Source organism: Streptomyces sp. CA-249302, from assembly GCF_050936785.1.
Taxonomy (GTDB): domain Bacteria; phylum Actinomycetota; class Actinomycetes; order Streptomycetales; family Streptomycetaceae; genus Streptomyces.
In genome coordinates, this window is sequence record NZ_JBNJMG010000001.1 from 8174739 (window position 1) to 8192401 (window position 17663).

The window sequence follows — 17663 nt, forward strand, 5'->3', positions numbered from 1 at the left end:
AATCCATGCGCGAACTGGCGAAGACGGCACGGCAGTGGGTCGCTCGAGGTGGTACGGCGGTGCTTGCCAGGCCGCTCACCGAGCGTGGCTTCGGAGCGCGGCGGCCGGGGGACGCGATTCTGATCGACGCCGACGGGAACTGCCACGGCACGCTCTACCGCGGAGCCTTCGACCGGCAGCTGGTCGGTGCGTGCGCCGGGCTCGCCACCGGGCACACCGCCCGGGTGTGCGCCGTCGCCGTGCACGACGAAGGGGTACGGGAAGCCGGGCTGACCTGCGGAGGACAGGCCGAGATCCTGCTGCAGCCCTTGCCCGCCGTGCCCGGGCGCTGGTGGGAGCTGCTGGCCGCGGGGGCCGACGTCGCGTTGATCACCTGGCTCGACGAGCGGCGGACCCATGCCGTCAGTACCGTCGTGGCGCCCGGCACAACCACCGACGGGGCGGGCGTACCGCCGCAGGCCGCCGCTCGGGCCCGGGAGCTGCTCGCCGGTCGCCGCGCCGGGCGCGAGGTGCACGCCACCGATGCCGGGCTCGTGCTCATCGAGACGTGCCCCGCCGTGCCGCACCTGGTCATCGTCGGCGGCGGGGAGCTGGCCGAACTCCTCGTCGCCCAGGCCGGGTTGCTGCGCTGGCAGGCCACCGTCACCCCGTCCGCCGAGGACGCGGGCAAGCTGCTCGCCGAGCGTCCGGCCGCCGCCTGTCTGGTGATGCTGAGCCATGAGCCCGACGTCGACGTGCCGACCCTCCACGCCGCGCTGAGCGCCGGTATCCCGTACGTGGGCGCGCTCGGCTCCCGGCACACGCAGGAGCGTCGCGCCGCCGGGCTCGTCGAGGCCGGGCTGGGCGAGGAGCACCTCGGGCGCGTGCACGGTCCGATCGGCCTCGACATCGGGGCCCGTACACCCGAAGAGACCGCCATGGCCATCTGCGCGGAGGTACTCACGGCGCTGGTGCGCTGAGCGCAAGTGCGAGGCGGAGATCCATTGTCGCATCGCACGAGCTCGGCGACTGGCCCGTTTTGGTGTGCAGGTGCGTTTGTCCGGTGCTGTCGTCCGGGTACCGTCTTCCGGGAGGTGGTAGCCCGTGAGTCAGACGCTGACGCAGCCCGTCGCCGAGCTCGCCCTGACCGGTGACCTGGCCCGCCCGGCCCGGCTGACCGTGCCCGATCTGCTCGGCTGGCCGCAGCACCGGGCGAAGGTCGCCTTCGAGTGCCGGACCAGCGGCATCCAGCACCACCGGTTCGCCGGGCCGCGCCTGTACGACGTGCTGAAGGACGCAGGCCCCGGCTTCGACCCCGTCCGCCGCAAGGACCGGCTGCGTTTCCTGATCGCCGTCAGCGGCACCGACGGCCATCACGCGCTCCTCTCCTGGGCCGAGATCGACCCCGACTTCGCGGACGCGCCGGTGCTGCTCGCGACGGCCATCGACGACAACCCGCTCGACCGCGCCGGCCCCCAGCTGGTGCTGCCGCAGGACCGGTGCGGGGCCCGCTACATCAGCGGGATCCGGGCGATACGCGTGGACGGGCACTACTCCTGTCCGTGAGCGCCAGCCACACCCGGTCCCGGGTCAGCGGCAGCTCCGTGAAGCGCACGCCGGTTGCGTCCCGCAGGGCGTTGGCGAAGGCGGGTGCGACCGGGTTGAAGGGGCTCTCGCTCATCGACTTGGCGCCCAGCGGGCCGATCGCGTCGGCCGTCTCCATGAAGTGGACCTCGGTGCGCGGCACGTCCGCGTACTGGGGGAGCCGATAGCGGCGGAAGGCGGCCGTCTCGACCTCGCCCCGCCCGTCGATGCGCACGTTCTCGAAGAGGGTGGCCCCGAGCGCCTGCGCCACCCCGCCCTCGACCTGGCCCCGGCACTGCATCGGGTTCATCACCTTGCCCGCGTCGGCCGCGTGCACACTGCGCAGGATCCGGATCTCGCCGGTGTCCGGGTCCACGGCCACCCGGAACCACTGCGCGTTGAAGGCGACCGAGCGCGGGGTGCCGCCGAAGTGCCCGTCGGCCGCGAACCCCATGCCCACGGTACGTCCCGCCGCGTACAGCTCCTTCAGCGGCAGCCGTCCGCCCGGATGCAGGACCGCCTCTTCCGCGAGCCGGCAGTCGGCGCGCGGTGCGCGCAGGTGCGCGGCGGCGAAGTCGAGCAGCTGGTCGGCGAGGGCGCGGGAGGCGCGCAGGGTGGCCTTGCCCGCGACGACCGTGCCGGTGGAGGCGAAGGCGCCGGTGTCGTGCCGTACGACGTCCGTGTCGGACTGGCGGACGGTGATGCGGTCGACCGTGGTGGCGAGTTCACCGGCCGCGATCTGCCGGTGCACGGTGGTGGTGCCGTTGCCGAACTCCGCGGTGCCGACGGCGAGATCGAAGGTGCCGTCGGGCAGGAGGGCGGCCCGGGCGTCGGCGATGTGGCCGCCGGGCGGCCCGGTCGCGATCATCGCCAGGGCCGAGCCCTCACCCACCAGCCAGCCCTCGGGCGCCGGTTCGGCGGGCTCGGACTGTGCCCGGCGCACGATGGACACGCACTGGTCGAGGCCGTAGCTGGCGATGTGCAGGTCCTCCTCCTCGCCGCCCGGCGTGACCATGGACTCGCCGGGGCCGATGACGTTGCGGGCCTTGAACTCCAGTGGGTCCAGCCCGAGTTGGCGGGCGAGCTCGTCCAGCGCCGATTCGACCGCGAACATCACCTGCCCGAGGCCGTAACCACGGAAGGCGCCCGCCGGGACGGTGTGCGTGTAGACCGAGTAGGCGTCGACCTTCTTGTGCGGGGCGCGGTAGACCGCCATCGACTCGCCGACGCTGTGGAACATCACCGCCGGCCCGTGGTTGCCGTACGCGCCCGTGTTGGACACCACCCGGAACCGCAGCGCGGTCAGCGTGCCGTCGCGCCGCGCGCCCGCCTTCACGCGGATGGTGAACGGGTGCCGGGTGGTGGCGCCGTAGAACTGCTCGGCCCGTGTGTACTCCAGCTTCACCGGCCGCCGCAGCCGCAGCACGGCGAGCGCCACGACGTCCTCGACGAGCATCTCCTGCTTGCCGCCGAAGCCGCCGCCGACCCGGCCCGCGACCACCCGTACCTTCTCCTCGGGCAGGTCGTAGAGGGCGCACAGCGCGCGCCGCGTGAGGAACGGGGTCTGTGAACTGGTGCGCACGGTGAGCCGGTCGTCCTCGTCGAACCAGGCCACCGCCCCGTGCGTCTCCAGGCTCGCGTGCTGCACGCGCTGGGTGCGGTACGTCCCCTCGTACACCGCGTCCGCCTCGGCGAACCCCGCCTCCACGTCACCGATCTCGCCGTGCGCCTCGCCGACCACGTTGTCGTGCGGGCGCGAAATCCGGGCCACGGCAGGGTCCTTGTCGTGCACGACCGGCGAGCCCGGCCGCATCGCCTCCTCCGGATCGAGTACGGCGGGCAGCACCTGGTACGTCACCTCCACGCGCCGGCAGCCCTCCTCGGCCGCCGCCTCGCTGTCCGCGACGACCGCGGCGACGCGCTGGCCGACGTACCGGACGGTGTCGTCGAGGACGCGGGTGTCGTCCGGGTCCTCCTCGGGGTGCTCGTGGCGGGCGGTGGAGAAGTGCCGTTCCGGGGCGTCGAGATGGGTGAACACCGCCTGTACGCCGGGGACTCGGAGGGCGGCGGTCGTGTCGATCGCGGTGATGCGGGCGTGCGCGTGCGGGGAGCGGAGGAGCTTCATGTGCAGCAGGCCCGGGACGTCGACGTCGAAGGTGTAGCGGGCGCTGCCGGTGACGACCTGGGGGCCGGCGGGGGCGGGCAGGTTGCGGCCGACGGACTCGCCCGCGCACGGCGCCTCGACATGGCTGACGCCCCGTACCGCGTCCTCGATGGCCCGGTATCCGGTGCAGCGGCACAGGTTGCCCTTGAACGCTCTTGGCAGATCGGCGAGTTGGTCCTCGTCCAGGGCTGCCGTCGTCATCAGGAACCCGGCCGTGCAGAAGCCGCACTGGAAGCCCTGCGCGTCCAGGAACTTCCTTTGTACGGGGTGGAGTTCGCCGTCGGGAGCCGCCAGCCCCTCGACGGTCGTGACCGTGCGGCCGTCGGCGCGGAAGGCCGGGTAGAGGCAGCTGTGCACGGGCGCGCCGTCCACATGGACCGTGCAGGCGCCGCAGTCGCCCGCGTCGCAGCCCTTCTTCACCCCGAACCAGCCGCGTTCGCGGAGATAGGTGCGCAGACACTGGCCCGGGCGGGGCTCCTCCTCGTGGGACCGGCCGTTGACCTCGACCCTCATCGCTTCACCTCGGTGAGCTCTCGAAGAATCTGCGCCGCGCAGTGATATGTCATATGGCACCGCCACTCGGGCAGCCCGTGGATGTCGTCGAACCACTCGCCCTCCCCGACGGCGGCCCCGATCGCCGCCCGCAGCGCCGTCGCGCTCGGCGGCAGCGGGAACCACAGCCGCACCGGACGAACCGTCGAGGCGGTGACCGTGATGGCCAGGGACCCGTCGACGGGGTCGAGCGTGCCGATGACCAGCACACCGGAGCGGCCAAGCCCGTACAGCGAGGCCTGCCGGAAGGCCGTACGGCAGGCGAGCGAGCGGGCGGGGAGGGTGATGGAGCGCAGCAGCTCGCCCTCGGCCAGGTCCTTGCGGCCCGCGCCGGTCACGAAGTCGGCGACGCGCACCCGGCGCCGTACCCCGTCCTGGGCCAGCAGGAGGCACTCGCCGTCCAGGGCGGAGGTCAGCGAGATCATCGGGCCGGCCGGGAGGGCGTTGCAGAGGTTGCCGCCGACCGTGGCCATGTTCCAGATCTTGAAGGAGGCCAGGAAGGCTCGGCAGCACTGCTCGAAGAGCGGCGCCGCCTCGGCGTCAAGTGTCCTGGCGAACCTGGAGAGTTGGGCGATCGTGCAGGTCGCGGCGATCTCCAGCGAGCCGTCCGTGTGGAGTTCCACGGGCGGCCAGCCGGTGCGGCTCAGGTCGACCAGGCGGCGCAGCCGCGGCTGCGGCTCCGAGAACAGATATGTCCCGCCGCCCAGCCAGGCGTCGCCCGGCCGCCAGGGCGCGGGGTCCCGGGCGTCCCGGATCTCCACCACCGTGTTCAGGTCCATGACCGCCAGTGAAGCAACGCGGACCCGGCCCGGACGACTGGTGCCGAGTACGGAAAACACGGCGCCCGAGGGGCCGGTACTGGAGGATCCACCAAGAAGTGTTCCCCATCCATCCCCTTGCATTTACGATGCTGAAACCCGCATTCACCTGGTGAATGCGAGGACGGCACGAGGAGTCTGAGCACATGCACGTCGAACACCTCCTGGGGGACGAGTCCCTCGGCCTGCGCCTGCTGTGGGCCGAGGACGCACTGCTGCGGCGGGAGATCAGCGGGGTCACCGTCACCGACCTGGAGGACCCGGCGCGTTTCGTGCGGCCCGGGGAGGCGGTGCTGAGCGGGCTGGTGTGGTGGAACCCGGAGGGCGGGCGCGGCCGGGCGGAACGGTTCGTCGGCGCGCTGAAGGACGCGGGGGCCGCCGTGCTGCTGGCCGGCGAGGAGACCCACGGGGTGGTGCCGGACGACCTGATCGAGGCGTGCGTGCGGCACGGGGTGCCGGTCGCCGGGGTGCCGGCCACCGTCATGTTCCGGGCGATCACCGACACCGTCTACCTGCGGCAGTGGGGCGAGCTGAGCCGGCACCACGCCCTGCCCGAGATCGTCCGCGGCAGCCTCACCCGGCTGCTGGCCCGGGACGCCGGGCCGGGCGCGATCCTGGCGGCCGCCTTCGCCCACCTCGACCGGCCCGACGCGTACGTGCTGACTCCGTCGGGGCGGACCGTCGCGGCCACGGAGGGCGCGCCGGTCCTGCCGGTCGGCCCGGCCGCCGCCCTGGTGGAGGCGGGCGCGGTGCCGGTCGACGCCGAGGCGGTCTCGCCGTACGAACGCTGGCACCTCCATCTCGCCGATCCCGACGCCGTACCGCCGCGCATGCTGCACGAGATCGCCGCGATCCTGGGCCGCTGCCAGGACTCGCGCACCCGGCAGCGGGCCACGGCCCAGCAGGCCGCGGACGAACTCGGGGCGCTGCTCGCCCACGCGGGGGCGGAACGGGCCGAGGTCGAGGCCGCACTGCGGGCCTGCGGGATGCCGGCCGAGGGCACGTACGGCGTGGTCGTCGCGGACGCGGGAACGCCCCAAGGAGGCCTGGCGGAGGGCGCGTTGGCGGAGGCGGTGGCGCACGGTCCGGGCCCGTCCGCGGTGGGCCGCCTGCCGGACGGGCTCGCCTTCGCGGTCGTGCCGGTGGCGGACACGGCCGCGCTGGCCGAGATCTGGCCGCTGGTCACGTCCTGCGAGCCGTCGGTGCCGGTGCACGGGGGGATCGGGGCGCGCGTGGGCAGTCGGGGTGCGGCTCGGGCGCGGGGCGCGTCCGCCGGCGGGCTCAACTCCGCGCTGGCGGAGGCCCGTTACGCACTCGCCTCGGCCCGTACCACCACCCCCCACACCTCCGCCCTCGGCGACGCCTCCGCGCTCAACGGGCTCGAAACGCTGCTCACCGGGATACCGGCCGAGGTCCGGGCCGCCTACAGTCACACCGTGCTCGGTCCGCTGCTCCAGCCCCGCACCCCCTCCACCACCGTGCTGCTGGAGACCCTGGAGACCTTCCTCGCCCACGACGGGTCCTGGGCCCGTACCGCCGAGGCCCTGCATCTGCACGTCAACACCGTCCACTACCGCGTCGGCCGCATCGAGCACTTCACCGGCCGCGACCTGTCCAGCCTGCGCGACCGACTCGACCTGTGGGCCGCGCTGTTGTGCCGTACGGAGACCGCCACCCCGGCCGGACATCCCTAGCGGAGGCCGCATGCTGCTGCGCCGGCTCGAATACCTCGTCGCGCTCGCCCGCGAACGCCACTTCGCCCGCGCCGCGGCCGCCTGTTACGTATCCCAGCCGTCCCTTTCGGCCGCGATCCGTCGCCTGGAACACGAGTTGGACGTGCCGATCGTGCGGCGGGGGAGGCGGTACGAGGGTCTGACGCCCGAGGGTGAGGTGGTGCTCGCCTGGGCGCACCGCATCCTCGCCGAACGGGACGCCCTGCAACAGGAGTTGTCGGCCCTGCGCGGCGGCCTCGCCGGCACCCTCCGCCTCGGCGTCGTACCGACCGCCGTACCCGTCGCCTCCCTCCTCACCACCCCGTTCTGCGAACACCACCCGCGCGCCGGAGTCGCCATGGAATCGCTGTCGTCCGCCGAAATCACCCACGGGCTGACGGAGTTCGAGCTCGACGCGGCGATGACCTACCTCGACGACGACACCCTGCGCCACGTCCGCCGCCTCCCGCTCTACGAGGAGCGGTACGTCCTCCTCACCCCGGTCGACGGCCCCCTTGCCGGCGCCGACCGGGCCCGCTGGTCCCAGGCCGCCGCGCTGCCCCTGTGCCTCCTCAACTCCCGTATGCGCAACCGCCGCATCATCGACGAGTGCTTCGCCGCCGACGGCGCCACGGCCACCCCCGCGATCGAGTCGGACAGCGTCGCCGGGCTCTACGTCCACCTCCCCGGCGGCCGCTGGTCCAGCGTGATCTCCCATGCCTGGCTGCATATGTTCGGCGTGCCGGACGGGATGCGGGTCGTACCCCTGGAGGGGCCCGCGCACGGGCCGCGGGTCGGTCTCGTCGTCGCCAACAGCGAGCCCCAATCCGTGTTGGCCGAGGCGCTGTTGAAGGTCGCGAGGGAAGCGGGGGTCCGGGACGCGCTGGACGAGCTGCTGCGGACGTATCTGGAGGGCTGATAGCTCCCGGCTATGCCGACATAACAAGGAACGCTTTGACCAGGGCAATTGGGCGCGAGGATCGTGAAACGCACCTTCCCGCAACGCCAGTTGAGGAGCCGCGACATGGCCAAGGTGCTCTGCGTCCTGTACGACGACCCCACCGACGGATACCCGACCACGTACGCCCGCGACGACCTCCCCGCGATCGACCACTACCCCGGCGGCCAGACCACCCCGACCCCCGAGACGGTCGACTTCACCCCGGGCCACCTGCTCGGCAGCGTCTCCGGTGAACTCGGCCTGCGCTCCTTCCTGGAGAAGGCCGGGCACACCCTCGTCGTCACCTCCGACAAGGACGGCGAAGGGTCGGTCTTCGACCGTGAGCTGGCCGACGCGGACGTGGTCATCTCGCAGCCGTTCTGGCCGGCCTATCTGACACCCGAGCGGATCGCCGCCGCCAAGAACCTCAAGCTCGCCGTCACCGCCGGCATCGGCTCCGACCACGTCGACCTGGACGCGGCCGTCGCGCACGGGGTGACGGTCGCCGAGGTGACGTACTCCAACAGCATCAGCGTCGCCGAGCACGTCGTGATGATGATCCTGTCCCTCGTGCGCAACTACCTGCCCTCGCACCAGGTCGTCCTCGACGGCGGCTGGAACATCGCGGACTGCGTGGCCCGTTCGTACGACCTGGAGGGGATGCACGTCGGCACGGTCGCCGCCGGACGCATCGGCCTCGCCGTCCTGCGGCGGCTCGCGCCCTTCGACGTGAAACTGCACTACACCGACCGGCACCGGCTGCCGCGCGAGGTGGAGGAGGAACTCGGCCTCGCCTGGCACGAGTCGAGCGCCGACATGGTGCCGCACTGCGACGTCGTCACCGTCAACGCACCGCTGCACCCCGAGACGGAGGGCCTGTTCGGCGACGAGCTGATCGGCACGATGAAGCGCGGCGCCTATCTCATCAACACCGCGCGGGCCCGGATCGCCGACCGGGACGCCGTCGAACGTGCCCTGAAGAGCGGCCAGTTGGCCGGGTACGCCGGTGACGTGTGGTTCCCGCAGCCCGCCCCCGCCGACCACCCCTGGCGGACCATGCCGCACCACGGCATGACCCCGCACATCTCCGGTTCCTCCCTCTCCGCGCAGGCCCGTTACGCGGCCGGCACCCGCGAGATCCTGGAGTCCTGGCTCGCGGGCCGCCCGATCCGCGACGAGTACCTGATCGTCGACGGCGGCCGGCTGGCCGGCACCGGCGCGCACTCCTACTCCGTCAGCAAGTGACCGCTCACCCGGCCGGGGAGTGAGGGAGGGGCCGGTGAGATGCCGGTCCCTCCCCGGGGGTCAGCCCTTGCCGAGGAGCTGGTTCATCTCCTTGATCTCGGCGGTCTGCGTGGTGACGATGCCGTCGGCCAGAGTGGTGGCCGGGTCGTAGGAGCCCTTGCTCTTCTCGGACTCGGCCATCTCCACGGCACCCTTGTGGTGCTCGATCATCATGGTCAGGAACATGGTGTCGAAGTCGGTGCCGGACGCCTTCGCCAGCGCCGTCATGTCCTTGGCGTCCATCATTCCGGTCATCCCGGAGCCCGCCGAGTGGTCCATGCCGGGCATCGCCGAGGGCACGTCCTCGCCCCAGGCCTTCAGCCAGCCGGACATGGTCCGGATCTCCGGGTCCTGCGCCTTCTCGATGCGCGCGGCGAGGTCCTTGACCTGGGCCGACTTGGCCCGCCCGGCGGCCAGCTCCGCCATCTCCAGGGCCTGCTGGTGGTGCGGGATCATGCCCTGCGCGAAGGACACGTCCTGCTTGTTGTGGTCGCCGGTGCTCGACGCGGACGCCGAGGAGCCGTGCCCCTCGTGTCCGCTGCTGCTGCCGCCGTCGTCGTTGCCGCAGGCGGCGAGGGTGACGGCGGCCGTGACGGCGGTGACCGTCAGCGCGGTGCGGCGGATCAGGGGCGTACGGGAACTGCGCATGCTGGAACTCCTGCTGTGCGAAAGGGATCTGGGCGTGCCGGGGCGCACCGCGTCGCCGTCTCGGCGGGACGCGGTGTGCGAAGTGCCTCTAGATCCGCAGGAGTTGGAGTTCGGCCAGGTCCGGTGGCGCACGGGCGCCGTCCGGAGCCGTACCCGCGTACGGGCATGGCGCATCGTCCGGTACGGCGGCGGCCACCGGGTCGGGTACGAGCGCGGGCAGCGTCGGCCCGCCGCTCACCGCCGCCGACGCGCAGGTCTGGTCGGCGTGGTGGACCTGGCCGCCCCCGCAGCCGCCGCCACCGCAGCCGTCGTGCGCGGCGACCGCCACCGACAGGTGCCGGGGCGCGGAGTGCTCCATCAGGCCGCCGCCGGGAGCCAGCCCGTGCATGCCGAGCAGACCGGCCAGCAGCCCCAGCACCAGCAGCGCCCGCCACCCCACGGAGGGCGGCGGCGCGGTGCGTTGCTGTGCGCGGCCTGTCACGGCGCTCATGCTACGCACACCGCGGCGACCGATTCCGACCGACCGTCACCTCAGCCCGGTGGCCAGTCTCGCCCGGCACTCACTCCCGCCCCGCCGTCCAGTCGATCCGCGGCGGCACCACCCGCGCGCACAGCGGATGCCCGCGCCCGTCCGTCAGCCCCAGCCGCCCGACCAGCACACCCTCGCGCACCGCCGCGTCGAGCACCGCGTCCGGCACGGCGTCGAGCATCAGCTTGGCGCGGCGGAACATGGTGAACGCACCGGAGCCGTCGACCGTACCCCACGACAGATAGACGAACCGGCCGCCCGGACGCCCCTGCACCCAGGGCCCCTTGACGTCCGTACCGGTCGCGGAAGGGACGGCCGTGCATTCCAGGGTCCAGCCGACGGCCGTGGCGTCGCCTGGCTGCGGACCGAGGAGCTCGGCCGGCCGGTCGCGGCGCTGCACCGCCACATGGATGTTCGTGTACGACGCCCCGCCGCCGTCGGGCCCGCAGCTGCGGCCGGGCAGCTCGCCCCCCTCGATACGGATGCGCAGACCGGCCGTCATGCCGTCACCGCCTCGGCTCGTCGTGCTGTGGATCTCCAGTGTCCACCTGTGGGCTTCGGGATCCGCGCGGCGCCCGTGCCCCACCGCATGGCAGGATCGGTCGCCATGACGGCGTCCGCTCCGGTACGAGTGCTGCGCGCGGCGGTGTTCGCCGCGTTGTGCGTGCTGCTCGCCGCCGGTGGACACGCGCTGGCGACGGGGACGGCACCGCCGGTGTGGGTGCAGGCCGCCGGATCCGTACCGGTCTTCGGCGCCGCGTACCTGCTCGGCCGCCGGGAGCGCTCGCTGGCCGCCATCGGCGCCGGGACGCTCACCGCCCAGGGCGCCCTGCACCTCGCCTTCGACGCCGCCCGGCCGCACGGCATGGCCTCCCTGCACGGCATGGCCTCCCTGCACGGCATGGCCGCGATGAACGGCATGACGTCCCCGCACGCCATGCGGATGGCCGGCCACACCCACGCCCTGACGCAGCACGCCACGGCCGCCCATGTCGCGGCCGCGGTCCTGCTGACCTGGTGGTTGCGGCGCGGCGAGGCCGCGCTGTGGTCGCTGCTGCGCCGGGCCGCCGCGCTGGTGCCGGGCCTCGCCGCCTGGTGGCAGGTGAGCCGCGGGGCGCCGGTCGGGCCGGCCGCCCTGGACGCCGTACGACCGCACACCACCGCTCCACGGCCGCTGCGGCGGCTGCTGTTGCGGCACGCCGTGCAGCGGCGTGGGCCGCCGCTCGTGACTCCGTACCCGATCTGACCCCAACACACCTTTCCAGTACGGAGATTCACCCACCCATGTCCTCAGCACGTATCGCCCTGCGCCGCGCCGGTACCGTCTCCGCCCTCGCCGCCGCCGGAGTCCTGGCCGCCGCGGGCATCGCCTCCGCGCACGTCACCGTCCACCCGGAGAGCTACGCCAAGGGCGCCACCGACGGCGTCCTGACCTTCCGCGTCCCCAACGAGGAGGACACGGCGTCCACCACCAAGGTGCAGGTCTTCCTGCCCACCGACCACCCCGTCCTCGGCGTCCTGGTCACCCCGCAGGACGGCTGGACCGCGAAGGTGACCAACACCAAGCTCAAGACGCCGGTGAAGACCGACGACGGCACCATCACCGACGCGGTGTCCGAGATCACCTGGACCGGCGGGAAGATCGGCGCGGGTCAGTACCAGGACTTCGACGTCGCCTTCGGGCAGCTGCCCGACGACACCGACCAGCTGACCTTCAAGACCCTCCAGACGTACTCCGACGGCAAGACCGTCCGCTGGATCGAGGCGGCGGCCTCGGGCGACGAGGAGCCGGAGAACCCGGCGCCGGTCCTCAAGCTCACCGCCAAGGGCGCCGACGAGGACGCGGCGGCCGCGCCGACGGCCTCCGCGAAGACCACGGCGGCCGCCTCCGCCTCCGACAGCAGCGACTCCACCGCACGCGCGCTCGGCATCGCCGGACTCGTCGTCGGCGTACTGGGGCTCGGGGCGGCCGGGTTCGCCCTCGCACGGGGCCGTAACAGCGGGACGCGGTCCGAGTAGCGAGCGCGTTTCCAAGTCCTCGTGTCCTGGATCACAGGCTGTGAGTTGAGTGTGGTGCCTGTGCGTTCTCCGTACTCACGGCCGACGGCGTGGATCCGGATGCGAGGATGAGGCGCCATGACAGCAGGGTGGTGTTCTCGCACGGTACGGGCCGCGGTGTTCGCGGCCGTCTGTGTGCTGCTCGCCGCTCTGGGCCACGTGCTGATGTCCGGCAGCCGGGTGCCCGCCTGGGCCCTGGCCGCCGGCGCGGCCGCGACCGGCGCCACCGGCTGGTGCCTGGCGGGCCGGGAACGCGGCCGTGCGCTGATCGTGGCCGCCGTCCTCGGCACCCAGACGGCCCTCCACACGGCGTTCTCGCTCGCGCAGTCGCACGGCGGCGCGGACGCCGTGAACTCCACGGCCGCCACTGACCCGATGTCCGTCACGGACTCCATGTCGTCCATGAACATGAGCGACATGAAGTCCATGGGGTCGATGGACTCGATGCCCATGGGCGGCGGCTCCACGCACCTGGGGCACCTGGGCTACTCCGCCGACGACGCCTCGTCCGCCGGCATGTTCGCCGCCCACCTGCTCGCCGCGCTGCTGTGCGGCCTGTGGCTGGCGTACGGGGAGCGGGCCGCCTTCCGCATTCTGCGGGCGGTCGCCGGCCGGCTGGTGGCACCGCTGCGGCTGCTGCTCGCCCTGCCGGTCCCACCGCACCGCCCGCGCCTGCGTCCGCGCCGAAACCGCTCGGACCGGGCGCCGCGCCTGCTCCTCCTCGTCCACGCGATCACCACTCGGGGCCCGCCCGTGGGGACCGCTGTCGCCTGACGACAGCCGGCCGCTTCCCCACTCACCGCACCCGAGAAGGACAACTGGTGATCACCCCTGCCCTGACTCCGCCGCGCCCGAAAAGCGGCGACAGAAGCCGCACTTCACAAGATGGCGACGGAAGCCGTACTCCGCGGGACGGCGACAGAAGCCGCACCTCCCGAACCGGCGGCAGGAGCCGCACGTCGCACCCGCTCGACGAGTCGATAACCGCGTGGGCGCTCGCCGCCCGGGCCGGCGACCCGGACGCCGTGGACCTGTTCGTGCGCGCCCTGCACCGTGACGTCCAGCGTTACGTCGCCCATCTGTGCGCGGATCCGCAGGCCGTGGACGACCTCGCGCAGGACACGTTCCTGCGGGCGCTCGGCAGCCTGCACCGGTTCGAGGGCCGCTCCTCGGCCCGCTCCTGGCTGCTGTCCATCGCGCGCCGCGCGGTGATCGACGGCTACCGCCACGCCTCCGCCCGGCCCCGGCTGTCGGACCAGCCGGACTGGCAGTCGGCGGTCGAACACGCCCAGCCGCGCCACCTGCCGGGCTTCGACGACGGAGTGGCCCTGCTCGACCTCCTGGCCGCGCTCCCCGACGAACGCCGCGAGGCCTTCGTCCTCACCCAACTCCTGGGCCTGCCCTACGCGGAGGCCGCCGCCCTGACCGGCTGTCCCGAGGGCACGGTCCGCTCCCGGGTCTCCCGGGCCCGCGCCACCCTGGCCACCCAGGTGCAGCTCACCTGACCGCGTCCCCCGACTCCTCGGCCTCGGCCGCCTCCCTGGCGAGTTCCGGCAGGAGGCCGCACATCGCCTCGTGCTGGTCCGGGCCCATGACGTGGGACAGGGCCCGGGTCACCGTCGAGGCGAGGGTTCCGGAAGCCTCCTCCAGGAGGCGCCGGGCCTTGTCGGTGAGGGCGACCTCAATGCCCCGCTTGTCCCCGCAGACCGACTTGCGGGTGACGAGCCCGGCGTGCTGGAGACAGGCGATCTGATACGTCAGCCGGGTCTTGGGGCGGCCGAGGAGCTCCGCGACCCGGGTCATCCGCAGGCCCGCCTTCGGCTGCTCGGCGAGCAGGCACAGGATCAGGAACTCGTCGTGCGAGACGTCCAGCCGCTCCTTCACGACGGACCGCAGCTCCTGCTCCACCGCGCCCACGGCCCCCAGCATCACCATCCACGCCCGCAGCTCCTTGGGCAGCAGCCCGCCACCCTGCGCGGACGGACATTCGGGCAGGTCGGTGCGGTGCTCCTCGGGGTCGGCCATGCCTCCGAGTCTACCTGTTGTCCAATTTTGCACGATGTGGTTGTCCAGATTTGGATAATGGGCTAGCGTGACAGTCGTCCAAATTTGAAGCACCTGTACGAGTCCGTACCGGATCCCCCGCTCACTGGAGAAGATCATGACCGTCGCCGTCGAAACCGGTGTCTGGCAGCTCGACGCCGCCGCCTCCACCGTCGCCCTGCGCCACAAGACGATGTGGGGCCTGGTCACCGTCAAGGGCACCTTCGGTGTGGTCAGCGGCCACGGCGAGGTGAGTGCCGACGGGTCCGCCACCGGCACCCTGAGCCTGGACGCCGCCTCCCTGGACACCAAGAACGCCAAGCGCGACGAGCACCTGCGCGGCGGCGACTTCTTCGACGCCGCGAACCACCCGGAGATCACCTTCGCCGTGCGCTCCGCGGCACTGAGCGGCGACACCGTGCAGGTGAACGGTCAGCTGACGGTCCACGGCATCAGCCGCCCGCAGTCCCTCACCGCGAGCCTGACCGGCGCCGACGCGGACGCGCTCACCCTGGACACGGAGTTCACCGTGGACCGCGCCGAGTTCGGCCTGGGCTGGAACCAGATGGGCATGATCCGCGGCCTCACCACGGTCGCCGCCACCCTCCGCTTCGTACGCTCGGCGGCCTGACCCGCGCTCAGCCCGCCGTGTCCGGCGCGAGGTGCACGTACGCGCTGGACAGCGTCTGCGGTGTCGCCGTGAAGGCGCGCAGCCGCAGCCGGGTGCTCGGCTTCGTCGGCAGGGCGATCCTTCCGTGGGCCGGCCTGATCTCGATCCGCACGGTGCCGTGCGCGGGGATCGTGGCCGGGCCCCGGACCAGCGACCAGTACTGGCTGGAGCCCTGGTTCGAGGTGAGCATGAAGTGCGGGGTCAGGGCCGTGCCGTCGACGTTGGTGACCTGGAGGGTCAGCCGCGAGACGACGTACGCGGAGACCCGCCGTACCGCCGTCACCCGCATCCTGAGCGGCGGCGAACCCGTGACCGCCACCGCCGCGCTCACCAGCGCGGGGGTCACCAGCAGCGCCGAGGCCAGCACCAGCGCCGTACGGCGGTGCGGGCCGGTCAGCGGGCGCGGGCGGGGCTGCCAGGCGGCGGCGAACTCCGCCGGGGGAGCGGTGATCGCGGCCGCCAGCCACAGCGGCGTCATCATCAGGTAGTAGCCGTCCTGGGACCGGGTCGCCAGATAGAAGGCGCACCAGGGCAGGACGGTCGCCGCGGGACCCAGCCGGCGGATGAACAGCACCAGCAGCGCGAGCAGGGCGGCGGCCAGCAGCAGGCTCGCGTGCGAGTACCAGTCGAGCCGGTCGCTGCCGTTGGTGAAGTACAGGGAGACGTCCCCGAGGCCCTGTCCGTGCAGCGTCGCGCCCTGCGTCAGCGGCAGCGCGATGCCGGTGATCCAGGTGCCCGGCTCGCTGACGACGAAGTACGTGTTGATCAGCAGCCACACGGTGCCGGCGACCCCGACGATCCGCGCCACCACCAGCGCCGCCGCCCGGCCGCCGAGCTCGCCCCGGCGCACCGCGTAGATCCCGGCCAGCAGGAACGGCGCCAGGAACCACGGCAGTTGCTGCGCCGCGCAGGCCGCTCCGAGGCACGCGGCCCGGGCCACCCCGGCCGACCCGAGCCGGCCGCCCCGGCCGATCCGCGGCCAGCGCACCACCACCGGGATCAGCAGGGCCAGCGCGGTGATCGCCGGGTAGCCGAGGCGGCCGTACGTGGGCAGGAAGCCGAAGCCGAGGCAGGCCATGGTCGCCGCCGAGCGCCACTGCACGGGGAGCATCCGCCACAGCAGCACCGTGCCGACGATCAGCGCGCCGGTGCTCACCGCCGTCGCCGGGGCGCCGCCGTGGCCGAGCCACAGCAGGGGCGCGGTCAGCAGCGGGGCCAGCGGGGGATAGCCGTACGTGAAGTCGTAGCCGCCGGTGATGGTCGGGGTGAGGGCGACGCCCTTGGTGAACAGCCAGGGCCAGGGGTGTCCGTAGACGGCGTGGCCCGCGACCAGTTCCCTGGCGGCCTGGGTGGTCAGCAGCGCCTCGTCGGAGCCGCCGTGGTTCATGACCCAGGTGCACAGGGCGAGCGTCACCGCGGTGACGAGGACGCACAGGTCGAGGCGCGCGAGCGAGCGCGCCCGGCGGACGACCAGCACGAGCACGCCGGACACCAGGATCGAGGCGTAGCACAGCGAGATCACGGCGGCCACGACCAGGCGGTGGCTGGCGGCCTGGGTCCACACCGAGCGGGTGCCGATGAACAGGCTGACGTCGGCGAGGAGCGTGAGGACGCGGTGCCATTGCGCGGGGGGTTCCGGAGCGGCGGACACCGCCGACTGTGTCCGCCGGTCGGGTGTCACCAGCGGGGTTTCTGCCAAGTGCACGTCAGGGACGCTAGCCGGGCCCGGTGAGGGGGGTGCCGCCGGAGGTGAAGAGTCCGGTGTGAGCCCGGTAAGACCTGGAATGTGCGGCTGGAAGCGCTCCCTGTGACGGTCGCGGATCGTGTCGCTGTTGGGCCGAACGGGTGACTTGGCGTAAGAATTGAACAGTGCAGGTATTGATGGCGAGTCAGGTCGGGGGGAGCCGGTGAACAGCTACGACGTCACCGATGAACAGTGGGAGGGGCTCGCCCAGGTGGTGCCGCTGCGTGGCCGGGACGCGTGGCCGTCCGCGGTGGACCACCGCGCGCATCCCGACGCGGAGACGGAGACGCGGCGCCGCTTCGTGGTCCTGCGGGTCAACGTCTTCGCGGACGCCCGCGAGGTCGCCGAGACGCTGATGGCGGGCATACCCGTGCTGCTGGACCTCAGCAGCGCCGAGACCGAGGTCGCCAAGCGCGTCCTCGACTTCAGCACGGGAGTCGTCTTCGGCCTGGCGAGCGGCATGCACCGCGTCGACCGCAACGTCTTCCTGCTGACCCCGGCGGACACCGAGGTCACGGGCCCGATGGAGAACGCGGGCGTCACAGGCGGCTGACCTCCCTCCCCGCATCCCCCGATCGTAGGAAGCGGAACCTGCCGGAACGGTTCACCTCCGCCGGCAGGCTTACGGTCCGGACATGACCGCGTCATTCACGCCCCCGGAACCGGAGATTCGCAGGCCGTCGGACCCGAGCGACAGCACGTCGTGCGGGTCGGACGGGGCTCCGCCGTCGGAGCCTGCCGACACCCGACTGCCGCACGAGCGGAGCGCCCGCGTTCCTTCGGCGCGCGTCGCCGGTGTTCCGCCCGCGCCCGATCCCGCGACGCCGCCGGTGTCGGATGGTCGGGTGTCCGCGCCCGATCCCGTGGTGCCGCCGACGCCAAGTGGTCGAGTGCCTCGGCTCGATCGCCGACCACCGGAGCCCGGTGGCGGTGCGTCC

Annotated in this window: 18 protein-coding genes; 11 read left to right on the forward strand and 7 right to left on the reverse strand. The window is 72.8% G+C overall.

Annotation, left to right across the window (positions count from 1 at the left end; translation table 11 throughout):
* Nucleotides 1-5: 5 nt before the first annotated feature.
* Both ACQEWB_RS37070 and ACQEWB_RS37075 read left to right on the forward strand, forming a co-directional pair.
* Nucleotides 6-959 carry an XdhC family protein gene (locus tag ACQEWB_RS37070; RefSeq protein WP_432838964.1) on the forward strand — a complete coding sequence of 318 codons (954 nt, stop codon included), beginning with the start codon at nt 6-8 and terminating at the stop codon, nt 957-959.
* Nucleotides 960-1083: 124 nt separating this feature from the next.
* Nucleotides 1084-1545 carry a molybdopterin-dependent oxidoreductase gene (locus tag ACQEWB_RS37075; protein ID WP_432838966.1) on the forward strand — a complete coding sequence of 154 codons (462 nt, stop codon included), beginning with the start codon at nt 1084-1086 and terminating at the stop codon, nt 1543-1545.
* On the opposite strand, the gene ACQEWB_RS37080 is transcribed toward ACQEWB_RS37075, so the two are convergent.
* Together ACQEWB_RS37080 and ACQEWB_RS37085 are read right to left on the reverse strand one after the other, a co-directional pair.
* Nucleotides 1496-4240, reverse strand: coding sequence for a molybdopterin-dependent oxidoreductase (locus ACQEWB_RS37080; RefSeq protein WP_432838968.1), 2745 nt, complete (start codon nt 4238-4240; stop codon nt 1496-1498). The genes ACQEWB_RS37075 and ACQEWB_RS37080 overlap by 50 nt on opposite strands.
* Nucleotides 4237-5058, reverse strand: a complete 822-nt coding sequence (locus tag ACQEWB_RS37085) for an FAD binding domain-containing protein (protein ID WP_432838970.1) — start codon at nt 5056-5058, stop codon at nt 4237-4239. The genes ACQEWB_RS37080 and ACQEWB_RS37085 overlap by 4 nt, the downstream gene beginning before the upstream one ends.
* A 185-nt stretch (nt 5059-5243) precedes the next feature.
* Between ACQEWB_RS37085 and ACQEWB_RS37090 the strand changes: the two genes are divergently transcribed.
* From ACQEWB_RS37090 to ACQEWB_RS37100, 3 genes are all read left to right on the forward strand, one after another.
* Nucleotides 5244-6791, forward strand: a complete 1548-nt coding sequence (locus tag ACQEWB_RS37090; protein ID WP_432838972.1) for a PucR family transcriptional regulator — start codon at nt 5244-5246, stop codon at nt 6789-6791.
* 10 nt (nt 6792-6801) lie between these two features.
* Nucleotides 6802-7728 (forward strand): LysR family transcriptional regulator, encoded by a 927-nt coding sequence (locus tag ACQEWB_RS37095; protein WP_432838974.1) that lies wholly within the window; start codon nt 6802-6804, stop codon nt 7726-7728.
* A gap of 105 nt (nt 7729-7833) precedes the next feature.
* Nucleotides 7834-8994, forward strand: a complete 1161-nt coding sequence (locus ACQEWB_RS37100; protein WP_432838976.1) for an NAD-dependent formate dehydrogenase — start codon at nt 7834-7836, stop codon at nt 8992-8994.
* A 60-nt stretch (nt 8995-9054) separates the two neighbouring features.
* Here the strand turns inward: ACQEWB_RS37100 and ACQEWB_RS37105 are convergent, their stop codons facing one another.
* The 3 genes from ACQEWB_RS37105 to ACQEWB_RS37115 all read right to left on the reverse strand — a co-directional run bounded on the left by ACQEWB_RS37105 (nt 9055) and on the right by ACQEWB_RS37115 (nt 10712).
* Nucleotides 9055-9681, reverse strand: a complete 627-nt coding sequence (locus ACQEWB_RS37105) for a DUF305 domain-containing protein (RefSeq protein WP_432838978.1) — start codon at nt 9679-9681, stop codon at nt 9055-9057.
* A gap of 88 nt (nt 9682-9769) precedes the next feature.
* Nucleotides 9770-10171, reverse strand: coding sequence for a DUF6153 family protein (locus tag ACQEWB_RS37110; RefSeq protein ID WP_432838980.1), 402 nt, complete (start codon nt 10169-10171; stop codon nt 9770-9772).
* 70 nt (nt 10172-10241) lie between these two features.
* The gene (locus ACQEWB_RS37115) at nt 10242-10712 is read right to left on the reverse strand and encodes a DUF5990 family protein (protein ID WP_432838982.1); all 471 of its coding nucleotides are present in this window, start codon (nt 10710-10712) and stop codon (nt 10242-10244) included.
* 105 nt (nt 10713-10817) lie between these two features.
* Here ACQEWB_RS37115 and ACQEWB_RS37120 point away from each other — a divergent pair, with 105 nt between their 5' ends.
* The 4 genes from ACQEWB_RS37120 to ACQEWB_RS37135 all read left to right on the forward strand — a co-directional run bounded on the left by ACQEWB_RS37120 (nt 10818) and on the right by ACQEWB_RS37135 (nt 13773).
* On the forward strand, nt 10818-11456 hold the full coding sequence (locus ACQEWB_RS37120) for a hypothetical protein (RefSeq protein WP_432838984.1): 639 nt from the start codon (nt 10818-10820) through the stop codon (nt 11454-11456).
* Between the two features lie 38 nt (nt 11457-11494).
* A complete protein-coding gene (locus ACQEWB_RS37125; protein ID WP_432838986.1) occupies nt 11495-12229 on the forward strand; it encodes a YcnI family copper-binding membrane protein in 735 nt (244 codons plus the stop codon).
* Nucleotides 12230-12346: 117 nt separating this feature from the next.
* The gene (locus tag ACQEWB_RS37130) at nt 12347-13042 is read left to right on the forward strand and encodes a hypothetical protein (RefSeq protein ID WP_432838988.1); all 696 of its coding nucleotides are present in this window, start codon (nt 12347-12349) and stop codon (nt 13040-13042) included.
* Between the two features lie 62 nt (nt 13043-13104).
* Nucleotides 13105-13773, forward strand: a complete 669-nt coding sequence (locus ACQEWB_RS37135) for a sigma-70 family RNA polymerase sigma factor (protein WP_432844209.1) — start codon at nt 13105-13107, stop codon at nt 13771-13773.
* Here the strand turns inward: ACQEWB_RS37135 and ACQEWB_RS37140 are convergent.
* Nucleotides 13766-14293, reverse strand: a complete 528-nt coding sequence (locus tag ACQEWB_RS37140) for a MarR family winged helix-turn-helix transcriptional regulator (RefSeq protein WP_432838990.1) — start codon at nt 14291-14293, stop codon at nt 13766-13768. The two genes, ACQEWB_RS37135 and ACQEWB_RS37140, sit on opposite strands and share 8 nt — an antisense overlap.
* Nucleotides 14294-14429: 136 nt before the next feature.
* Between ACQEWB_RS37140 and ACQEWB_RS37145 the strand changes: the two genes are divergently transcribed.
* Nucleotides 14430-14942, forward strand: coding sequence for a YceI family protein (locus tag ACQEWB_RS37145; RefSeq protein ID WP_432838992.1), 513 nt, complete (start codon nt 14430-14432; stop codon nt 14940-14942).
* 7 nt (nt 14943-14949) lie between these two features.
* Here ACQEWB_RS37145 and ACQEWB_RS37150 read toward each other — a convergent pair whose 3' ends face one another.
* Nucleotides 14950-16686: a hypothetical protein gene (locus tag ACQEWB_RS37150; protein ID WP_432838994.1), complete on the reverse strand. Its 1737-nt coding sequence runs from the start codon at nt 16684-16686 to the stop codon at nt 14950-14952.
* Nucleotides 16687-16888: 202 nt separating this feature from the next.
* Here ACQEWB_RS37150 and ACQEWB_RS37155 point away from each other — a divergent pair, with 202 nt between their 5' ends.
* Nucleotides 16889-17278 carry a cell division protein SepF gene (locus tag ACQEWB_RS37155; RefSeq protein WP_432838996.1) on the forward strand — a complete coding sequence of 130 codons (390 nt, stop codon included), beginning with the start codon at nt 16889-16891 and terminating at the stop codon, nt 17276-17278.
* Nucleotides 17279-17663: the final 385 nt, after the last annotated feature.